Annotated in this window: 10 protein-coding genes; all 10 read right to left on the bottom strand. The window is 54.5% G+C overall.

The window, feature by feature from the left end:
- Nucleotides 1-158: 158 nt before the first annotated feature.
- The 10 genes from drmC to ACPF9B_RS06305 all read right to left on the bottom strand — a co-directional run bounded on the left by drmC (nt 159) and on the right by ACPF9B_RS06305 (nt 19,070).
- Nucleotides 159-920 carry a DISARM system phospholipase D-like protein DrmC gene (gene drmC / locus ACPF9B_RS06350; RefSeq protein WP_424180037.1) on the bottom strand — a complete coding sequence of 254 codons (762 nt, stop codon included), beginning with the start codon at nt 918-920 and terminating at the stop codon, nt 159-161.
- Nucleotides 920-2,761 carry a DrmB family protein gene (gene drmB, locus ACPF9B_RS06345; RefSeq protein ID WP_424180035.1) on the bottom strand — a complete coding sequence of 614 codons (1,842 nt, stop codon included), beginning with the start codon at nt 2,759-2,761 and terminating at the stop codon, nt 920-922. Before drmB ends, drmC begins: the two co-directional genes overlap by 1 nt.
- Nucleotides 2,758-6,747 carry a DISARM system helicase DrmA gene (gene drmA, locus ACPF9B_RS06340; RefSeq protein WP_424180033.1) on the bottom strand — a complete coding sequence of 1,330 codons (3,990 nt, stop codon included), beginning with the start codon at nt 6,745-6,747 and terminating at the stop codon, nt 2,758-2,760. Before drmA ends, drmB begins: the two co-directional genes overlap by 4 nt.
- On the bottom strand, nt 6,737-7,234 hold the full coding sequence (locus tag ACPF9B_RS06335) for a hypothetical protein (RefSeq protein ID WP_424180031.1): 498 nt from the start codon (nt 7,232-7,234) through the stop codon (nt 6,737-6,739). Before ACPF9B_RS06335 ends, drmA begins: the two co-directional genes overlap by 11 nt.
- 8 nt (nt 7,235-7,242) lie before the next feature.
- Nucleotides 7,243-11,187: an Eco57I restriction-modification methylase domain-containing protein gene (locus tag ACPF9B_RS06330; RefSeq protein WP_424180029.1), complete on the bottom strand. Its 3,945-nt coding sequence runs from the start codon at nt 11,185-11,187 to the stop codon at nt 7,243-7,245.
- Nucleotides 11,184-14,303, bottom strand: coding sequence for a DISARM system SNF2-like helicase DrmD (drmD, locus tag ACPF9B_RS06325; protein WP_424180027.1), 3,120 nt, complete (start codon nt 14,301-14,303; stop codon nt 11,184-11,186). The genes ACPF9B_RS06330 and drmD overlap by 4 nt, the downstream gene beginning before the upstream one ends.
- Nucleotides 14,294-14,692, bottom strand: a complete 399-nt coding sequence (locus ACPF9B_RS06320) for a very short patch repair endonuclease (protein WP_424180025.1) — start codon at nt 14,690-14,692, stop codon at nt 14,294-14,296. The genes drmD and ACPF9B_RS06320 overlap by 10 nt, the downstream gene beginning before the upstream one ends.
- A gap of 13 nt (nt 14,693-14,705) precedes the next feature.
- Nucleotides 14,706-15,803, bottom strand: coding sequence for a DNA cytosine methyltransferase (locus ACPF9B_RS06315; protein ID WP_424180023.1), 1,098 nt, complete (start codon nt 15,801-15,803; stop codon nt 14,706-14,708).
- 31 nt (nt 15,804-15,834) lie between these two features.
- Nucleotides 15,835-16,023: a methylation-associated defense system helix-turn-helix domain-containing protein MAD1 gene (mads1, locus tag ACPF9B_RS06310; protein ID WP_424180021.1), complete on the bottom strand. Its 189-nt coding sequence runs from the start codon at nt 16,021-16,023 to the stop codon at nt 15,835-15,837.
- Nucleotides 16,024-16,571: 548 nt separating this feature from the next.
- The gene (locus tag ACPF9B_RS06305) at nt 16,572-19,070 is read right to left on the bottom strand and encodes a membrane-bound PQQ-dependent dehydrogenase, glucose/quinate/shikimate family (RefSeq protein WP_424180019.1); all 2,499 of its coding nucleotides are present in this window, start codon (nt 19,068-19,070) and stop codon (nt 16,572-16,574) included.
- Nucleotides 19,071-19,454: the final 384 nt, after the last annotated feature.

Here is a 19,454-nt window from a genome sequence, read left to right as displayed (position 1 = left end):
GCCGGTCGCGGAATACAGCAGAGAGTTTCGGGTCCGCGCAGCCGAGGAATTGGCTAGGCTTCCAGATGAAACGGCGATCGTCGAGATGATGGGGGACTAAGCTGGCATGCGGGAGCAGGTGCGCTCATGTCAAAGTTGAAGCACGTCCTGTTCGTTCGCTATAGTTTACGTATAACCTTAGTTCCAATCAGTGCCTCAAGATGAGCGCGAAGGTCCTGAGGAATCTTACCTCCATCTATAAACACGCCTGCTTCCATGTTTTTTTCCAGCGCGTGTCCAGTCAAGTTTGCACTGGTCAAAAAAGCAATTTCCCCATCGGCGACAGCAACCTTTGCGTGGACTTTGCCATCTGCGAAGGGTGCTGCTCTATCAGTCCAAGCAAAAAGAGCTGCGACAGGAACGTGCTTTCGCATGGTGGCAACTGGATCTACCGAGAGACTGCCACCATGAGAGACTGAGCTCTCCAACAGCACTTTGACATTCACGCCGCGCGAGATTGCTGCATTCAATGCATCGACCACAGTTGGAAAATCAAATGCAACGAAACTTACGAGGAATATGTCGGTCTTCGCTCGATTTATGAGATCCAGTAACACTTGTTCTGTTCGGCGTGTCGGGACGAACGGGGTTTGAGGTCCGGTCCAAACAAGTTCGACGTTGCCTTCTCGAAGTGTATGACGACGCAAGTGGGCGGCACCAATTAGCAAACCCGACAGATGCTCTCCAGAAATCGCAGATGTCTTCCAGTTCGATACGAGATCATCCAATGCCGCGCGTGCAGCAGGAGTGCTTACAAGCTGGTGAAGAGTCCGCCCAGCAACCTCAGGGGTTGAAACACGGATCCGGTCAGCAATTGACTGCACTCGAGAGGGAGGAAGCAGAGAGACAATTTCTGTCACGGCAAGCAGGACCGGTTCCATCAGATCGTCTCAAAGAAAGCTGCATCAGGGTTTTCGAGCGTCGGCACTACGAGTGAGCGATCAAGGTGGCGATTGCCCCGTTCACATGAAGTCTCCGAGACGAACGAGCAGGCATGACACGCGGCACCGTGCAGAGATTGATCTTTGCTGGGGTCATGTTCCGAACACAACGGATCCGACGCGCAAATATGTGCTCGTTCAAGTGCCTGGCGCAGTAGTCGACCAAGGTTTTCAGGTTTTCCTAGCTCCACAAGGCCTCCGAGGGTGCCATCAGAGTCGGCGGCAGCCGTGTAAATGAGAAATCCGGCTTGGTCGTTTCCATCTTCAACATCTGCGTAAATTCGTTCGCGAATACTCGCGGCATTGTATCCGCACTCCAGGGCAAGCTCGCGGATCAACATGTGCGCGAGTGTATGAAGCATAACATATCGGATGCCAGGATAGCCTTCTTCGGGGTCAAGGTTTCGCTTGTGCCGCCACCCGCGGTGCCCTTGACGAAGTCGCTCATCTGCCGCCTTGACAGCCGCTTTGTCTGCCCAGGTCTGCAGGATCGCGGAGTCAAAGCGAATGAATATTCCTTCACCATGTACTTGGGTGGCTGGCACCCAACTGGGTGCACTTCGACCAAGGGGTGCGCGTGGCGCGGCCTCGTCGCCGGCACCTTCCTCCGGTGATTCCACTCTCGTAAACCCCAATAGTGCGTTCACCTCGCGAAGGCGCTCTAAGAGCAGCACCCCCGAGATGGCTGAGCTGAAACCCTTGGGAACCCCGACTTTCTTGCTCATAAAGTGGGGGTAATCAGTAGGAGGGTTGGCAGCTGTCAGCGCATCCCATTCAGGACCCTTTAGATCGCTTTGCTCGACCGTGGAGCCGCCCGCGCGATGGTTTTCTACCGCCGCCCAGATTCGCTCGTTGGTGAACTGTTCAATCCCTGGAAGCTGTGCAGTCTTCTTCAAGGTCTTAACCACCAAGCCAACCTCGGCTTCCGAGCGAATGTCTTCAAAGAAGGTCCAGCCATCGGCGATGATCTGTGATAGCGGATCGCCGGATTGAGGGATCGCCAAGGCCGACAGAGTGACTGGAAACCAACTATTGGTCGCTCCCAACAGGATTGCTCGCGGAGCTTCTTGGCAATCGTCTTCGAAACGGTCGACGTGCGGGTGACGTCCACGACACGCAGGTAAGTTGTCACGCCCTGCCTGGCCGAATGCCTGCGCCATGTTTTTCGACGCACCACAGCCGTCACATTTCACCCAGAGGTTTTCAGTCTGCAAGGAGGCTCCACTTTCAAAGAACCTCAGAGTTGCCCGACACGAACTAGGACCGCCATGCACGAACCAGTCCCAAGCAAAATCATCCAAATGACCTGCGCGGCAGGCCATAAGGAAACGAGCCGGAACTGCGTCCGCATCGCGCGCTCTTTGATCGTTGTTTGAACCTCTGCAACCCTCATGAACGAAGCGTGTCAGCTCTGGCCGGTACCTATTCTCCCGCAACCTGAACAAGCCTGCATCATAAGGGGATAGCAATCCGCATTTCACACAGCGCAGCCACCTTGGAAAAGGCTTTACCGGAACACCGATGAGTGCGGCAGCAGAGAATGGGTCGACAGGATCGCCATCCCCAACTGGCGGCATTCGCAGTGCCTCGACTTGTGGGCCAAGGACGCTTCTGACATTTGCTAAGAGGCGTGCCTCTTGGATGGGCTGACATCTGTCTTTTTCCCAGCGATCTATTCCCATTGTGACCACCGATAAGTTTGGAAGGTCGATGAGCGCGCCAGGACCATAGGTCCAGAGAAGCTGGCTAGGGCGGATTTCTCCAACGGGTGTCCTGCTCATTCTGAATCCTCCTCGGTCGTCGTAATTCGAGGTCGCCAAGTTGGATCACTGTTCGAACGATCATCCTCCATGATGAGCCGTACTCCGGGTTCAACTTCGCGCATGGACATCGGGACGGTCCAATCTGTCCATGGTTTTATCCCAGGCTTTTCGAGGAGAGGGTAGGATGTTGGGCCGGCGCCATGTTTTTGGTAGACGAGTGTTCTTCCCCCGACGCCCGCCTCATTGGCCCAATCGTCGGCTCGGCTTTTCATTTCGTCTTCGGTCAAGCCCTTCTTCGCGGAGTCTTCGGTCACTTCCCAAGTTCGCGCGCTGATTGCACCGATCGTTTTCAGCATCTCATTGCGACTAGGGCTGGTCATTGCGCTGGCACCGTCATTTGCAGAAAATGGATCGTAGGTATGGCGCATGATTGAAAGCATTGCGCCAGTGAGCCCTCGGTCCAACGCACGCGGTGAGAATGGTGTAACAGATTGGGCCTCAACGTGCTGATAGAACGTCGCGTGGTAGTTTTCATAGGTTTCGTAGTGCGAAAGGTCACGAGGACGCGCCCAGGTCAGAACGGTGGCAACGAGGCCGGGTGACGCTCGTCCTACACGGCTGGTTGCCTGAATGTATTCCGCCGTCCCTTTGGGCTGACCGTTGACTACCATTACCCCTAGACGGTTCACGTCAACGCCGACGGAAAGCATGTTTGTAGCCAAGACCGCGTCGATGGGCTTAGCGTCGCCAGGTGTCCTATTGGTCAGCCACTTGTCCTGAACCGGATCAAAGGTGCCCTCAAATGGAACTTCCAGCTGATCAAGGTATCTAGGGATGTCTTGACTGGAGACCCGCGATGTCAATTCGCTGATTTCCTCGACGCGCCGCTGCGAAAGTCCTGGGCGGTCCACCAAGCTCATGTTGACTCGGAAAGAACGCGTCTGAACATCGTCCTCTGCCAATCGCTTCATTCCACCGAGCTCACGCAACGAATTGAAATAGCCAACCAACGTCATATACGGGTCGGCCACGGGGCCGAAACGATCGAACAGTGCCTGTGCTGCGGTCAGGAAGGCCGTATAGGTCCTGATAAGTACCGCTGGCCGTGAACTGCCTGGTGCGCAGAGCCCTATGTAGCGCCGCCCTGGCTTCTCGTGGATTGGCCTCTGAACCGAGAAGAAATTGTCTTCGACATCAAGTCCAGAGGGCGGAAAAACTGATGTCCTGCGCATAAACACGTTACGTACTTGATCATCAGCGCGCCGCACCGTTGCAGTGGATGCGACAATCTTTGGGCGAACCGTGTTCTCGCCGAGCTTCCAACTGCTTAGTTCATCTACTGCCGTTTCATATAGGCCTACCATCGTGCCGAGCGGACCGCTGATCAGGTGAAACTCATCTTGAATAATAAGATCCGGTGGGCGTATGGCTCGTATCGGCTTCACTTTGGCGGCGGGATAGGCTCCGGCAGCTCGGTGTCCAGTGCCACAATCGTGGCTTGGCCACAGTAAGCCATGGCGCGTACATTCTTGCTCAACTCTACCGAAAAGAGCGCGAACTTCTGGCCGCCACGCCATCATGGCGAATTTGTCCACCGTAGCGATCATCATCGTAGGTGGACGATGATAAATTTCCTCGTCGACCACTTTCACAGGCAAGCCCGGATGGGGCTGACTGCTCGATTTCGCTTTTGAAAAGTCGCAACTCCCCAGCTTGTCACCACAATGGATCAGCGTTCTACCACCAATCTTGTCCACCTCAATGTCGCGGCCACCAGAAATTTCAGAGCCGCACCAAGGGCAACTTGTCAACTGAGCAGGTGATGCAATACCGGACTTGTTGCGGTCGTTGTTGCGAATTGCACCGATCGCCTGGTGGGACGCGTCGGTAGTCCCAGGGGTGACACGGTTCCCAACCCACAAGCCAAGCGTGAACGGTTCCTTGCCCCAAATCGTATCGTCTGAGCGTCGGATAACCTCCATCGCACATAGAAGCGTGGTTGCCCTCTGGAACTGCTGCAGCGTCAGGAGCCTCAACGTATAACGCATAATGACGGCCAGGCCTCGCGAAGCGTCGAGACCTCCCAAGTCGTTCTTCAGACGTCGCATCGCCATCGTAAAAGCTGCGACACCCAGATAAGCTTCAGTCTTGCCGCCACCCGTCGGGAACCAAAGCAGATCAGCAAAAGCCTCGACTGGATTTGTCCTATCTGGGTGTGCTGGATCTGCCAGGGACGGGATCGACAGCAGCACGAATGCGAGCTGAAAAGGTCGCCACGATCTGTTTTTGGGCACGTCCAAAGAGGCAACGTCGACCGTCTCGTTCCGTCTGCGCTTGAGGGCGAAGATGCTTCGTACGCGCTGCATGGCCATGGACCGGTTTGCAAAGCGGAACGCGTTTAACGCATCGGCGTCTGTGAACAGGGTGTCCATTCCCTCCCGCAGGCGGATCTGTATTTCTTCGCAACGAGCGATGACGTCTTTGCCTGGATCATCAAAACCCAAGATTTCGCTACCCAGTCTCGCCTTCTGTTCGTCGATCCACATGGCATAATCGTCGATTAGGCAGCTGAGAGCGTCGCGCAACGCATCTGGTTCCATCTCTGCCAGTCTCGACATGTCGAGCCAGCCCTCTTCGATCATGCGTCGCATGGCCGGGCGGTCACGCTGGTCGAGACCTGGGGTCTCGGTAACGGCTACTTCGTAGCTTGGGATGATTAGTGTTGCTACTCGTAGGGCCGTCGTAGGGTCATTTGGCGTTACATCGACGTGAACCGATACGCCATGTCCCACCGCGAACTCCAGTCGGTTGCGATAGATGAGAGCAAGCCGATCGCGTTCCTCATCGTCGACTACGACCTCGTTGGATGGACGACGCCTGAACACCGATTTGTCGGAGGCATCTTCAATGGCTTCTACAGTGATTTCAGGCTGAAACAGCCAGGCGCGGTCTTTGTTGTCGCTCGGCTCGATTTGGCCATTCACAAGAAAGACGGTTACGAGGCGTTCGCCTTTTTGGTTTGTTCGAACCGTACCTTGCAGTCTTACGTCTGGCTGGTCGGGATCAGGAACCGATGGCTTGATTTGACCATCCACCAAAGGCAGCTGAACAGGTCCGCCACATGGGAAGCGCTGCCATACTCTGACCCTGACCTCCTCTTCGCGACCGGTTTGACGATTGCGTCGAGTTTTGACGATGTCATGTTCATCATTGGGAACGCGATCATAGCGGCCCCATCGAGCATCTACATTCAGTGTTTCCACGCCGGGCGCGACGCAAAATGTCAGACCCATGCTGGAGGCCACGAGCGACTGATTGTTGGTCGTGTCGATTTCGTCGAGCGTATCGTCTTCTGGCACCACCCGCCCAGTCGCGCTGGCGAATTCAGCGCCGGGTTCGTGCAGAGATGCCGTGCGTTCGTCCTCTAAGTCTCCAGCTTCATCCGCAGCAGAGGCTGGTTCTACTTGCGCAGTCTGATCCTCGTCTGGTCGTCGCGGTGCAAGTTTTCCAACCAGATAGCGATCGCGGACGCTCATGTCCTTGATCAGTTCGTGAGGGCCCTCGGCTGGACCGAGCAGATCGTCGCGGACCGACAGTTCGAGGAGATCGCGAACATAGGTCACATCATTGCTCAAAGGCACCGCATTGGGGTTCGCAACGCCGAGTAGTGGAAGCGCGCGCAGAAAATCGTCCCAAGGCAGACGCATCACTGGTGCGGTGGGCATAGTGAGACCGGTTTTGGAAAGCGGTACCCCCGGGTCAATGGTCTGGAACTGATCGAAATAGATCGTTCTGCCCTTGATGTCTGAGCGGATGCGAAGGATCCGACCGACTGCCATTATGTGGTCATTATCATCCAGTACGAGCGACCAGTTGCCCGGCACAATGGCGCTTTGATTGGTAGGATCAGCGCGAAGTCTGATCATATATTGGGATATTGGAGCCAGACTTTCAAAAAGCCATGCCGAGGAAGAGGTTGTTAAAACGTCACGATCAATGTTCATTTGAATCTCCAGTGAGAGAGCGGCTACTGACGGCATTCACTAGCATCATCGGAGTTCTTGAAGAGAGTATTGCATTCAGCAGAGGGCGTTTACTACTAGATACCAATAAATCACTTATCGTTGTTTCTTTTAGTTCTTCGCTAATTATTATCGCAGAAGCAGGTCTCTCTGGGTAATACTCTGGAAAATGAAATTGCAAAGCACTTTCTTTAGTGACTGTTGCAACAACATTTTGTATTTTTGATCTATACGCTGTAATATTTGCACCATCTCTCAAGATAACATAAAGAAATGTTTGTATTTCGTTACTGAGCTGTGAGTCTATTATTTTCTTTGTTGTGAATGAGATGGGCGCTCCAAATTTTCCAAAAGCACATTCCCCACTCACGCGCACCAAATCATTATGGGCACCAATGATGGATTGACGTCCGCGACGCACACCAGTCGGTTGTGATAGTCGGATTGCGATGTGCTTGCCTATTTCCATTTATAGTCTCACTTTTTTTTCTTTTGCGACCGGTTCATTTCGAGCAGGTTCCTGAGTATTGAATCGTGAAGAGACCTGTCTATCCCGAAGTACCTACTACCAATCTTATCAGTGTAGACCCCATAGTTGTAGTCGGCCACTTCAATGCCGTACGCGAGAAATACCTCCTTGTTAACATCACATAAAAGGCTTCGCATTTCTTCTATTTTCTCATCCTGAGACGCTTCGTTTATAAGCTCAGAATGGAGTGCTCGAACACCTACGTTGTGTTGCACGCACCAATCACTCACCAATTGAGAAAGTCGTGTTGCAGCCTCAACCGCACTCGTCGATATTTCATATATTGGTTGCGGCATCATTTGGACAGCTTTTACCGTAAGTGTATAGCAGGATACTCGTCCGAGCGTTCCTGAGCAAAACTCTTCCATCCAAATTCGGAACAAGGAACTTAAGAGCAGCGCCTCTGAAAACGGTTTTTCCAAACCGACGACCAGGACCTTATTGGTGAAAACACTTGCCGTAGTAGTAACCGCGCCCTGAAGCTGCATTGCTACCTTTGGAAACACGAAGCAGCGATTTGATCTTCGCAATCGGCGCATTTGGTCAGCTCGGTGGTTCCAGAATTGCCACCAGCGTGCATGAAGTCCTTTGTAACTTTTTAAAGCTTTCTCTGTTCTTGTTGGGCGGACCACCTCGTTTAGAAAACGACTCGCAATGGGCCAATTTTCTTCTATTTCTTCAAATTCACGGTCTTCAATGTCAAGACACCACCGCTTAGCAGAGGTTAAAGGTGCGCTAGTAATGTCATCCCCTGATATGTATGGCACAAGTAGATTTTTTGCCTCTGATTTTAAATCAGAAAACCATTCACTGTTTTTGCTAAGAAGAAATTCTAAGCCTTTGCTGTTATTTACACCCTCAAAAGCGAATAATGGATCAGTAATTAATTCAGGCTCCATATGATGTTCCTGACTTGAATCGCACTCAAGTCTCGCGCTGATCTGTTTGCAAATTACGCCATCAGCAAGGCATGAGGCACTCCATTTTCCTTTATAAAACAACACGAGAGCTATGCTAATACTCGCTGAACCGGGCCATGGAAGGTTTTTGTTTGCAGCAAAGATAGCTCCATTCTTCACCAAATGGGCTAGCCCAGAAGTAACTGAACTGCCCTCTGTGATGCTCGTGGATGCTAATAGACCATAAGTACCACCGCCACAAAGAAGGGCTTCCGCGCGTCTGTGAAACACTACGCTCAAATCAATTTTTCCGGGTGCCTTCCCTAGATTCATCCTAACAATTTCTGTCAGGCGACTGCCTGACGCACTTTTCCACAAACGATTTCCAAGAAATGGTGGATTTCCGATGATTGCATTAAAACCAGCATTGGATCCATAGAACACTTCTGGGAATTCAAGTGGCCAATGAAAGCTTGGGGAATGTAGGCTAACATCGATTTCGATTTTAAGTTCCTCGCGCGCATCGATCAACAGTCGCTCATATGCGGCGTTTTCTCCATTCGCTGCGGCGTCCGCAAATGCGGCCAAAGATTCTAATCTGGCTGAACGCTTGGAAGCGTTTGGTTCAAACGCAAAGATCTTAACCAAACTATCAGCAACGAGTTGGGGAGTGCGGACAATAGCTCGCGATTCAGCGTCAAGCGCGGCCATGGCATCCACATCTCCTATGTCGCGGATGGGGAGCGCTCTGAGGTGCATCCTAAGAGCAACGGCCTTATCAACCGCCGCCTCTATGCTGCGCCCAAATAACCTTAACTGTCTTGATTCCTTTGGTGCCATGTCCAGTTCGACGAGCTGTCGAATGTCGTGGATGCCGAGTAGGCTGTCACCACTGCGGAGGTTGTGGTCAAGGAAACCGAAAGGCCGTCCCTTGGACATTGTAGTCAGCCAGAGCGATAGCTTCGTCAATTCGACCGCGAGTGGATTCCTGTCCACGCCGTATAGGCACCGCTCCGCTACTAGTCGGCGCGCCAAGATCGAACGTTCTTCGGCGTCCTGTGAAAGTGGGTCGAAACCTTCGGTACTTTCACCGTCGCTGATCCGGCCCTCACAATCGATCATCCCGCCACTCGCCTCGGTACTCGACCATGCTTCGACCAAACGGACCGAGAGCCACCGGCAGGCCTGAACTAGGAAAGCTCCCGAACCCATCGCAGGATCACAGACCTTTAGGTCCAGCAGATCCTCTGCGCTCTTCAGCTCCCATTCCTGTGGCGGCTTTCCTTCGGCCGGACCACGATAGGCGACCGGCGTTAGCGTTTGCTCGACGATCTTCTCCGTTAGGCTCTTCGGCGTGTAATGCGTTCCGCTCTCGCGCCGATCGGCGCCAAGCACGACTACGAACGCGCCCTTGTGATGGACGAGGGGGTAGCCCCACGGATCGGTCCGCAAGAGGTTAGCCAATGGCAAGATTCTGGCGCGAAGGGTAACGTCTCCGCGGCAAACGGTCAGAAGGTGAGCGGCCACGCGATCGTCGACCTGCCGTTCGAGGGCATTGCGAATTGCGGACTCCGAACGTTCGCTCCGTTCTTTGATAAGTTCCACGACCCTTGTGATACCGTCGAGCCGGGCGGATTCTATCTCTCCAAGCGTGATCCGAGGGCTCTTTGCTTTCGAACCACCGTCGAGCTCCAGTGTTACGTCATCGACTCGCTTGACGGTGCGTTCGAGCAGGCCTTCATAGACGTGCCCAATCTGTTCCACATCCAGCGCACGGTAGGACAGCGCACGACCCTGAAAGGTTTGAATTGCCTCCAGCAGAAGCAGAACGGTCCGGTCGTCGATCGGAAGCGGTTCTGCCGGATCGGTCCGCCAGAAGGTGCCCTTCTTACGGCCTTCGAGGAACGGATAACGGTCTGGGTCGAACAGCGAACCTCCGAGCGCTGGTAGCCGGAGGGTGGGGTGTTCGATGCCGCCAAATACGCCGCGAAACAATCCGAGCAGGCGTGACCATGCCGAGCGGCGGCGCTCAAGGATTTCCTCGGAGTCCGACCGCAGCTGCATGCGTAGACTGGAAATGGCGTAGAACGAGTCATAGCGAGGATCGCCGAGCAAGAGCAGCCCACGTTCTTCAGCGGCCAATAGGAAGACCAACCGCATCATGACAGTCAGGCTAGCCTCATAGAGGTCTCGCGGCTCGACATCTCGGAGAAGCTCTTGGTTGCGGTCTTGATTGGCACGGTCCAGCGACTGCACAAGAACCTCGACCGCCCGACGCACCTGCTCGCCCAGAGCTTCGGTGACGTCGTCCTGATGCTTCAGAGATCTTTCGTAGAGTGCGGTCAGTCTGCCATCTTCAGGTCCGAAGAAACGACGCACTCCTAATAAACTGACGAATGCGCGCAACGTATCAGGTTCTTGCCCCCAAAGTCGCGCGTACCAGCTTGCAAAGCCTGCGACAGCGCCAACCGGAGCGTGAACTAGCATCCAGCGCTCCCCATTGGTGACCAAGCCGATAGGACACCCGGTCGCCCGGAGAAGTGAAACCATCCGGTCTGCCGGCGTAATGGCTAGGCCGTCAAAACGATGGGTCGCTTCGAGGTTGGTATCTGGTGCGTAGACGTGAATGAGGAGCAAGGGTTCGTCGGCATTCGTCGGATTGACGACTGCCAGATCTGGCGTAATCGTTGTCCCATGTTCCGGCATCATAATGGTCAAGCTCGCAGGGAGGTTATCGCTACTGCGTAGAACAGCGTCGTCTATCTCGAGAGCGGTTGAAAGAACTTCTTTCACCCAAGCGGCGTGGAGCTCTGTCAAATCGACATCCTGGATGTCTACCGCTTCCCGCCATTCTTCGTATGTCCTGCGGAGGCGCTGTGGGTGGCCAGAACTTAGAGCTTCTAGCCCTTGGGGGAATATGTCTTTGAGTACGGGAACAGCCAAGAAGGGCCCCGATACTTCGACGAGGTTGAGCCACTCGTGATCGTTACTCATTTGGGTTCCTCCGAGGAGAGCTTGCTCGGCACCAGGAGCACGACGGCGACGGGGAAGGTGTGCTCAATGGTATTTGAATACCGTTCCTCGACAGCCTGTATTTCTTGCTGCCGTTCCTTTGGCAGTCGAGCCAAACGCGCTTCCAATGCAGCAAGGTCACGCTTTAGCTGAGTGCGTTCGTCTTCGGTGAAAAGAGATAGTTGGATCGGCTGCTCCTCGGCTTTGATTTCGGATTCCAGAGCCTTCTCCAAATCATCCAAAACCTGCCGGATATCTTCGGCTTCCTTTTTCTTGCGGCTTTCGATCGTGTTTCCGAGAAAACGCAGCCTGTCTTTCGATCGCGCTTCAACGGTTGCAAGAATAGAGTCGCGCTGTTTGTCAAAACGGGTGCGCAGAGCTTCGACCGTTGCGCTGGACACGGCAGCAGGCTGCGAGGTGTCGAGCCAGCGCCTAATCTCCTTAACTCGGTCTTCCCTGCGGAAACCTGCCTCACGCAGGTATCCGCCCGCTTCAGTGAGTTCTTCGTGCAGGCGGTGGTGGTTTCCACCTGTCACGATCAGCCGGGACAAAACGACAACAGCCGGCCCATCCAACTGCTCATCAGGAAGAGAGCGAACCGTGATGCGATGGAGTTTTTTGACATCATCGCTTGCCCAGATTTCTGCCCGAAGTAGGCGCAGGCTCATCTGGACCAGTCTGTGGTTCAGGTGAACCAGAACGACGTCATCGCGGCCTTTGGCAACATCATGGTCGAACGTTATGGGGCGGACCTTCTGGGTATAAGGGTGCTGGAGACCTTCAAGGCATCGTGACCACGAACCCGAAAGGGTGGGCATGCGGAAAACAGTTCCGTCCGGCGCATCATGCAGGCTGATAGGCTCTAGGCCGGGTTTGTCCGCAAGCTTAAGGGCAGTACTGACAGCGCGTTGGATGTGGTCCGGAAACAGGCTTTGTTCGCGACGCGTTTCGCTCAGACGATCGTGAAGCTTTGCCACGCGATCACGCAGATCTCGTTCAGCTTTCACGAAGCGGCGAGATTTCTCCATCCTGGCTTCCGCGGCGCGCGTATCCAGGTCTCTGCGGCGGCCCTCAAGTAAATCGGGCAGCTGTGGTGTAATAACGGGATTTACGCTGCCCATATCGGCCCGCATCGCATCAAGCTTTCTCAGAGCGCGCAAGATGTCATCACCATGTCCGCCCTCGGCATCCACGGGGTGCCATATGACTACCTCACTGGCTCTCTGTCCGTGGCGATCGATACGACCGTTTCGCTGCTCCATGACGTTTGGGTTGTAGGGTATCTCGAGGTGGATCATCAGATGACAATGGTTCTGAAGGTCGATGCCTTCGGAAGCTGCATCCGTCGCCAAAAGAATTCTGACGGGAGAAACCGACGGGCTGGCCTGAAACGCAGCCTTTACGTCCTCTCGTTCCTTGGGATCCATACCCCCATAGATCAAGGCCAGCCGGTCGCCACCAAGGCCATTGGCGACCAATATCTCCTGCATCCATTGCTGCGTCGCACGGTATTCCGTGAAGAGGATCACGCGCTCGTCAGTCCAGCTATCGCCCTCGCGCAGATGCTGGGTGAGCCATTTTAGGATGGCTTCAGATTTGGCGTCTGAGCGTCGAGCTGCTTGCTGTGCCCAAGATCGAAGCTCACCGAGCATTTGGCGCTCTTCGCCATTAGGCGATCGAATGTGCTTGCCAGCCTCTTCGATCGCCTCCGCTTCGGCTGCGTCGCGCTGAGCGTCATCGGCATAGTTTTCTTCGGTTTTCGAAATGGCACGCCTAAGAATCCGATCATCGAATTTCTTCTTGCCATTCTCTGCGCGTCGATGTCCCTCAATCGTTGCGATATGACGTTCGAGTGTGGCGGCGAATGCGGCTGGACAGGAAGACAATCGCTTCCTAAGCAGCTGATGCACGAAATGATCAACTGCTCGGCCGTCCTCTGCTGAGCCCTCTCGTGCTTTTATGAATTCTTCGAGCTTTTGGCGCGCATCCCGCTCCTCGCTAGAATACTCGATAGGCAAAGGTTCCAGTCGGCGTTTTGGATAGAGCGGTTTTCCATTCGCATCGACTAGGTCGCTCTTGAGCCGCCGAACCATGACCCGCGCGAGTTGTTGATCACTGGGCAGCACGTTTCGGGCAAAGCGTTGGTCATCTAGTAGTTCCAATAGCGCCGTGAAGGATTCCGTGTAGCCGTCGTGCGGCGTTGCAGTGAGAAAAAGCTTATGCTGGAAATGAGGTGCCGCAAGACGGACCAGTCGTGTTCGCAGGCTTTCCACGGCATAACGGCCGACCGAGGGGGAGATGTTGTGTGCTTCATCGATAATCAGTAGATCGAATTTTCGAGGATGGCTCACATGCGGAGGTAGAGCATCTCTCAAGAGCCGCAGACCTTCGCCTTGTTTTGCCCAATCCATCGAAGTGATGAGGCGAGGAAATGAAGTCCAGGGGTTGGCGTGCAGGCCACGCTCCCGTCGCAAGTTTTTTACATATTCGGTGTCTACGATCCGAAACTCGAGCCCGAATTTCTCCTGCATCTCGGCTCGCCATTTTTCCTGTAGGGAGGCCGGGCACAAGATAAGAACGGTCCTGGCTCGATGCCGAAGCAACATCTCTTGAACGACTAGACCAGCCTCAATGGTTTTGCCGAGGCCCACGTCATCTGCAATCAGGAGATTTGTGCGCGCCATATCGATCGCACGCACAAGGGGATCAAGCTGAAAATCCTCGATGCTGACGCCGCTGCGGAATGGGGCTTGAAGATAACCGCGATCTGCATTGGTGGCAGCACCCCAAACGACTGCGTCGAGAAACGCCTGCAATGTCTGCGCGTCGTCCAGCCCAGTCATGCGTGGGAGCCCTGCGCGTTCAATCACATGCGCGCCAGGTTCGAGCTCCCATAAGACTTCGATCTCTTCGCCGAGTGAATCTTCATCGATTGATGCGAGGCGGACGAGGTGTTGTTTTGCTCGCCCGGGGGCGATAGCGCCTGCGTTAATTTCGGATACGATCCATTGCCGACGCCTGACTCCCACGAGTTGGCCTGGTTCCGGCGCAGTCCCATGAGTGGTTTTCGATGTGATTTCATCAGCAGTCATCGACATGCGCCGGTTCCATTCTTCTTCGTTGACAGGATTAGCTCTGCGATGCGGTCAGCAGCATCATTTGCGTCCTCGTGTTCCCAAATTCTGATCACTCGCCAGCCAAGTTCGGACAGACGTCGGCCTGTATCAGCGTCCCACGAACGATTTGCTTTAAACTTTTCTCGCGAGAATTCAGCATTGGTCTTGAGCCACGAGGCATGTTCAGGGCAGCCATGCCAAAAACAGCCGTCAACGAATACAGCAACTCGAGCAGAGACAAAGACAACGTCTGCGAACCTTCGGGGCTTTGTAATCAATGGAACCTGCAATCGATAGCGCAGCCCTCTGGAGTGCAGAGCCCTCCGAAGCTCTACTTCACATCGCCTGCCTTTCTGCCGCACGCGTGCCATTCTGTGGCTGGCGTCATGCGACGAGGGGCTTGCGTTCACCATCTTTCGAGGCTCTCTCCTTCTTGCCAAGACCTGCTTGATACATTGTGCCGAGGTGCTGGTTGATGCTTTGACCTATCACCTCACCAAGCGTTACAGGGACTGCGTTGCCTATCATTCGACCCAACGACTTGAAGTGAATGGGTGCGCCGTCTGGGACAAACGAATATGAAGTCGGGAAGCCCTGTAGAATTGCTCCTTCTCGCAACGAAATCGCACGCTCTTGATCTGGGTGCCCGAACCTGCCGTTACCGAACCCGTAATATTGGGTGGTCAAAGTGGGAGAGGGGGCGTCCCATTCCATCCGCCCGTAAACGCCTGGATAGGTGCGACCAGTCTCTTTGCGATGGCATGCTGCGACAAGGTGTTCAGGCCAATCCCTCCAAGTGCCGCCCGGCCGCGATGCTCGTATTCGCTCCACGTTCAGGAGGGACAGCTTGGATGCCGCATGCATGGCATCGGAGTGAAAGGCATCCCCGTTTGAAAGTGGAGGGAGGCCACCAATTGCGTCTCGCACGGTTCGTCTATTTCCAGGTTCGGGCGCGACGATTTCAATCGGCCCTAGTCTCGAGGCGAGCAGCACCATACGCCGTCTGGTCTGAGGGAGGCCGTACTTCGTGCAGTCGACCACGCTCCGATAGACATGGTATCCTTGGTCCATCAGCGAGTTTGCGAAATCGTCGAAAACCGCATGCTTGGCGACAGTGGGGACGTTTTCCATCGTCACTATTTGGGGGCGCGTTTCTTTGACAAGGCGGTCGAATTGGTAAAGCAGACCCCAGCGGGGGCTGCTCAACACATCATACCTCTGAGAATAGGTCGAAAAGGGTTGGCAAGGAGCGCAGCCCGCCAGAACCTTGATTTCACTCTTCCCGTACAGAGCGTTCAGCTGTTCGCCCGAAATCTTACTGACGTCTTCTTTTATGAATTTGGCGGCGTTGTTGAATTCGAAGGGGTGACGACAGCTCTCTTCAACGTCGACACCAGCGACGACATCAATTCCCTCTTTTTGCAGGCCATGGGTCAGGCCCCCGGCACCGCAAAAAAGGTCAATGCATGTCACGTCCTTCATTCTTAGTTTTGCTCCTCAAACACTTTTGGCCTTACGCCTTGAATTCATCTCCGGCCTTGCCGTTCCTGACCCATTCATCGACCTCGTCAGTCTTGAACTTCCAAAGCCTGCCAACCTTGTGAGCAGGCATTTCGCGTTTGGATATCCACCCATAAACCGTGTCTTTGCTGACACCGAGATAATCTGCGATCTCATCTACGGAGAGCCATCGATCGGTCATGGTGTGGCCCTTCCAGGTCCAGCCTAATTATCCTGACGCAAGCTTTACACTCTGCTTCGCCGAAGTAAACCGGAATAAGGGGGATTAAGGCTGATCTTGCCGTGTCTGAGAGTGCGCGCCGAAAGCGGGAAGACGAACGTTGTTACAAATTAGGCTAGGAAGCTATCGTTTGTCGTTTTCGTCCGCCCTGATTGCTCAGGAGACGACACCAGCCGACGCTGGCACGAGAGAGAGTTGGACGCGTGACTCATCCCCTCCGCCACACTACATCAACATCTATTTATAAATAAATTGCAAAATCGTCAGAGCGCGGTTTTGTATGCCAGTGTTGATACCACCAAAGTCAGTCCACCTGCAGGCGTTTTGTGCCTGGCCCAAGGTGTCTTCGGTTCCGAAACGAACCGAAGACTGACATGGATTGGTATATCTGACGGCACACCGCCTTGTGCTTGCAGCACGATCGCATTGATCTGTGCCTCAGTGTATTCGCCTGTATGTATTGAAAATCCTTGTTCATCTTGCCGGGCAAATTCGACTTTTGTAGCCCCTTACTTTTGCGGCGGGATTAGCCCTGGCAATGCCCAGACAAGGACGGAGTCGCCGACAGGGGTTTCCATGAAATGATGCCCCCCTGCCATAATGCCAATATACTGGATTCCATCAGCCTCGTAGGTAAAGGGATTAGCCTGACCACCCGCAGGAAGAACAACCGACCACAGTGTTTGCCCTGTGGTTATATCGACGGCGCGAAACAAGTTATCTGTTGCCGCAGCGAGAAACGCGACACCACCAGCTGTGACGACAGCGCCGCCGTTGTTTGGTGTTCCCAATTCAGCGGGAATAAAGGTCGGAATTCCCCAAGGACCGTTACGTCGTGCGGTTCCGAAAGGACGATCCCAAAGCGTTTCGCCGGTTGCCAAATCTATGGCGCGCAACCCGCCGTAGGGGGGTTCCTTACACAATAGACCGGTAAACGGGACACGCCATCCGGCATTGACGTCGATAGCGTAGGGCGATCCTTTTTGTGCACCAGCCTCCCCCAGCGAGGTCTCACCCTTGGCCTTGTGTTCGTTAATTGCACGCAGACCCAGCGCATCAGCCTCCGCGCGTGGCACAAGGCGATTATAATTTGGCACATCATTATAATTGGCAAGGATGATGCCGCGTTTCGGATCAATCGCCAGACTGCCCCAATCCGAACCGCCATTATAGCCGGGATATTGAATCCAGTGTGCGTCCGAAGTTGGGGGCGTATAAATTCCGTCATAATGAGCCTGACGGAACTGAATGCGACAGTAAAGCTGATCAAAAAGGGTCATGCCCCACATGTCGGATTCTGTCAGATCGGGGCGGGCCAGCGAATGCCATGTCGAAAACGGTTGTGTCGGGGACAGATAGTCTGGTTCAACCCCACCTTGCGGAACAGGACGTTCTTCGACCCCCGTCAGCGGTTCGCCGGTTTCACGATCCAGGATATAGATATCGCCTTGTTTGCTGGCTAGAACAATAGCAGGGACGGTGAAGCCGTTTGCCGGAAAGTCGACCAGCGACGGCTGGCTGCCAAGGTCGTAATCCCAGAGATCATTATGGACCGTCTGGAAAGACCACGCGACAGCACCTGTCGCGACATCCAATGCGACCAGTGATGTCGAAAATTCGTTTTCCGCCGGACTGCGGTTGCCGCCGTAGTAATCAACCGAAGAGTTGTCCATCGGCAGGTAAACTAGGCCGAGGTCGTCGTCTCCGGCGGCGATTGTCCACATATTCGGCGTGCCACGCGTGTAGGTTTCACCTGCGGCAGGCGCACCGGTACGATCAGGCGCGCCCATATCCCACACCCATGCGAGATCTCCTGTCCGTGCGTCATAGCCCCGGATCACACCGGACGGCGCATCTTCGGCCTGACCATCCTTCACTTGCGCGCCAAGCACCGCGATACCATTCACGATCGTTGGTGGGGACGTCATCACATACCAACCCGGGACCGTTTCACCGAGGCCGTCGAGCAGATTGACCTCTCCGGCATCGCCAAACTCGGGACAGGGTAGACCTGTTGTCGCGTCGATAGCGATCAGGCGTGCGTCCAGGGTGCCGTAGATAATCATCGTGGAACAAACGTCTCCCGCGAGGACGGGTTGGCTGTCCGGTTTGGCGGCTCCGATATCAGGCAGCCCTGCCTCGGTAGTCGGGTTGGGCGTAGTCGCGATTGTCGTGTCGAAATACGCAACCCCACGGCAAGTCGCGCCATAGGGGATTGACTGCGGTGCAACGGCAGGATCGTAGCGCCAAAGTTCCTCACCCGAAACCGGATTGACAGCTGTGATGATCCCCATGGCAGAGCAGACGTAAATCGTGTCGCCCACTTTCAATGGTGTGTTTTCGGGCGAATATTTCCCTTCTGTCTCGCCCGCAGGCATATCGCCGGTGTGGTATTCCCAAACCAGTTCAAGATCATCTACATTGTCCGACGTGATCTGCGTAAGGGTGGAATAGCGCATCGCAGCATTGGTGCCGCCGTAGGCTTGCCAGTCCTGACCCGACGCATCTGCGGGCATTGTTGCGTCGACCTGCGCGGTGCCGGAGCGTGTTGCCGTAACAACATTGTTTTCGCCGCCGGTGGCAAAGGCTGCGGCCCAGATCACCAGCCCCGCCAATGTCGCTACTGGCAGCGGCCAAAGGGTGCGCCGCACGCTCCTGCCTGTATTTCGCAAACGCAGCAACCAAATGCATAGCATGACGGCTAACACCATCGTCGCGCTCATCCTTGGGAGCATATCCCAACCATCGCCTCCGGTTTCCCACCAGGCCCAGATCGCTGTAGCGAGGGTGAGAAGTGCGACGATCCACGTGCCTGCGACACGGCCCTGAAACAACATTGTTGCGGCCAGCAGATAAAGAAGTCCGGCAATCAGATAATAAGCAGACCCGCCTAGCAAAAGCAGCCAACTACCACCAAACATCAAAGTGCCGCCGCCGACCGCCATCAAGGCCAGCACAAGTATTCCAAAAACTCCGATGTCACCGCGATACTGTTTGACTTGTTCCATAATCGGCCTCCGCTTAATTGTGTTAAATTGGAACTCCCACAGAATTTCGCTGCCAGTCAGTACCGCTCTTGATGCAGTTGATCACAGATGTGGCGGCAGAGACCTAACATCGATCAGTTCTGTGTCTTCTAAAGCTGTGTAGGCGTCATGAGGTTGTGGTGATCCAACCTGTCGGCGCTGAAATATGGCGAATGAAAGTTGGCCGTTGCCTGATCGTTTGCTGCATCATGAAACCCTTTACCTGTCACAGAGTGAAAATTTCGGACGCCGCAATCATCCCCGTTTTCGCTCAATTATGGGGTCAGCCGGTGTACTGATCTGGATCAGCGGGTTCGCATCCGATGGGTCGGTTTGGGGGTTTGCGCCTGCCAGGCCGCTACCTGG

This window comes from Yoonia sp. TsM2_T14_4 (genome assembly GCF_049602355.1).
Classification (GTDB): domain Bacteria; phylum Pseudomonadota; class Alphaproteobacteria; order Rhodobacterales; family Rhodobacteraceae; genus Yoonia; species Yoonia vestfoldensis_A.
The sequence above is the reverse complement of the archived record's forward strand: the minus strand, read 5'-3'. Positions and strand labels throughout refer to the sequence as shown.